Origin of the sequence: Tabrizicola sp. (assembly GCF_051645465.1) — a bacterium.
Lineage (GTDB): Bacteria > Pseudomonadota > Alphaproteobacteria > Rhodobacterales > Rhodobacteraceae > Tabrizicola.
The window spans coordinates 1-2,166 of record NZ_JBOFBI010000245.1; the positions used below are offsets into that span (position 1 = coordinate 1).

Here is a 2,166-nt window from a genome sequence, read left to right on the forward strand (position 1 = left end):
GCCAGGGGTGGCTACGCCGCCGCACAAATAGGCCGGACACACGACTGTACTGACGACCGTCGCAGCATCGCCAAAAACCTCTTGCATTGCAGGAGCCATCCACACAGGTCATTCGACGGCGACCGGTCGCTGCGCTGCAACGTCCCATTTCACGCCGTTCAGCCCGTCTAAGTATTTATCCCACAATGATATTTTTGCTCGCCGGAGCTTACTTTGCGAGTTGGGTCGTTAACTCGGACTTTGCCGAAATCCAGATCTTGGGCACGGCAGCTTTCTCAAACACAAAGCCCGTCCATATCGCGCGTGGGTGTGTCCGCCGAAAGGCGTTCCCTAGGTTCACGGTGCGGGCGGGTCGGGCCGCTGATCAAATCGTGTCCGCCAGCCAAACACGGGAAATTGTGCGGCGTGACCTCAATTTTCACCGATTGCAGCCATCGCCACGAGGTGCGACCAGATTTCGGCCTCGACCGGCCCCGCAGTGCCGCGCAGGCGTACTGCCGTCACGTCGAGGGCGACGCTCGGCAGCGTTTCGGAAAGGTCGAACAGACTGCCGTCATTTATCCGCGCGGCCGCCAGCGATCCGGGGATCCAAGCCGCTGCGACGCCAACGGCGGCCATTTCCAGTGCGGCCAACGTAAGGGCCGTTTCGACCTTGGGGGTCGGACGGGTCAGGCGGCGGACCGTCGGCAGGACCAATCGCTCAAGCACCCGCCCAAAGAACACATCACCGGGATAGGCGATGTAGGGCAGCTCTCCCCGGGCGAACCGTTCGTTCAAATAGCTGACCTTGGCGCTGGAGTAGACCGGGATGAGGCGGTCGCGGCCCACGATCGCGGTTTCGATGTATTCCGTACTGATCGGGTGTTCCTCGTCGGGCAGCCGGTAGACGATGGCAATGTCCGCCTGCCGCGAGAGCAAAAGCGCGAAGCAATCGTCAAGGTTGGCCGAGCGCAGTTTCACGAAGATGTCGGCATTGCTGGACTGAATGCCGCTAAGCAGCGTGGGCGTCAGTGCCGTGGTCAGCGCGTGCTGACTGGCCACCACGATCCGGTTGGAGTCCTTGCGGTCGCCTTGCCGCAAGTCGGTGACCAACTGGCGAAGGTCGGCCACCAGTCGAGCGATCTGATCGCGCTGCTCACGCGTCGTCGCGTGCAGTTGCACCGGCTTGCGGCTGCGGTCGAAAAGTTCCAGTCCGATATGCGCCTCGATGCTGCTGATCCGGCGCGAGAAAGCCGATTGCGTGAGGTGCCGCCGTTCCGCCGCCTCGCTGAAGGAACCGGTTTCAGCAACCGCGAGGATATCTTCAAGCCATTCGAGCCGCATGAGACTTCATAAGTTGCGTTTCTTGCATCTTATGTCGACTACTTCGAATTTGCATTAACGATTTGAGCCTGTAATTGTTTCATAACGCAAGTTTACCGAGGAACAAGAAGATGCATCTTTCCCGATTCCCCCGCGTATTTCTTGCTCACCTGCCCACTCCGCTTGAGCGGCTTGACCGCCTGAGCCATGAACTGGGTGGGCCAGAGATCTGGATCAAGCGGGACGACTGCACCGGCCTGTCCACCGGTGGCAACAAGACCCGCAAGCTGGAATTTCTGATGGCCGAGGCGCAGGCGATGGGCGCGGATGTGGTGATGACGCAAGGGGCGACGCAGTCAAACCACGCCCGCCAGACAGCGGCCTTTGCCGCCAAGCTGGGCATGGCCTGCCATATCCTGCTGGAGGACCGGACCGGATCGAACGACCGCAACTACAACGAAAACGGCAATGTGCTTCTGGACCATTTGCACGGGGCCGCAACGGAAAAGCGCCCCGGTGGCGTCGATATGCAGGCCGAGATGGAGGCGGTGGCGGTGGGCATGCGCGCGGCGGGGCGCAAGGTCTATATCATTCCGGGCGGCGGATCGAACCCGACCGGCGCGCTTGGGTATGTCAACTGCGCGTTCGAACTGGTGGGGCAGGCAAATGACCGGGGATTGGTGATCGACCATCTGGTGACGGCGACGGGGTCGGCGGGCACTCAAGCCGGGCTGATCGTCGGGCTGAAGGCGATCAATGCGGGTATTCCGCTGCTGGGTTTTGGCGTGCGTGCACCTAAGGCCAAGCAAGAGGAAAACGTGTTCAACCTGGCCGTCAAGACTGCCGAGAAACTCGGCTGTGCGG

General features: G+C 61.2%; 2 protein-coding genes. One reads left to right on the forward strand and one right to left on the reverse strand.

The window, feature by feature from the left end; genetic code table 11:
• Positions 1–411 precede the first annotated feature (411 nt).
• Positions 412–1,323, reverse strand: a complete 912-nt coding sequence (locus ACRCSW_RS15985) for a LysR family transcriptional regulator (RefSeq protein WP_438706640.1) — start codon at positions 1,321–1,323, stop codon at positions 412–414.
• Between the two features lie 110 nt (positions 1,324–1,433).
• Between ACRCSW_RS15985 and ACRCSW_RS15990 the strand changes: the two genes are divergently transcribed.
• Positions 1,434–2,166 (forward strand): D-cysteine desulfhydrase family protein (locus ACRCSW_RS15990; RefSeq protein WP_438706641.1); only part of this gene is annotated, 733 nt, incomplete at its 3' end.

Coding starts and splice junctions, on each gene's coding strand:
- ACRCSW_RS15985 (WP_438706640.1), bottom strand. CDS start 1,323: ATGCGGCTCGAATGGCTTGAAGATATCCTCGCGGTTGCTGAAACCGGT.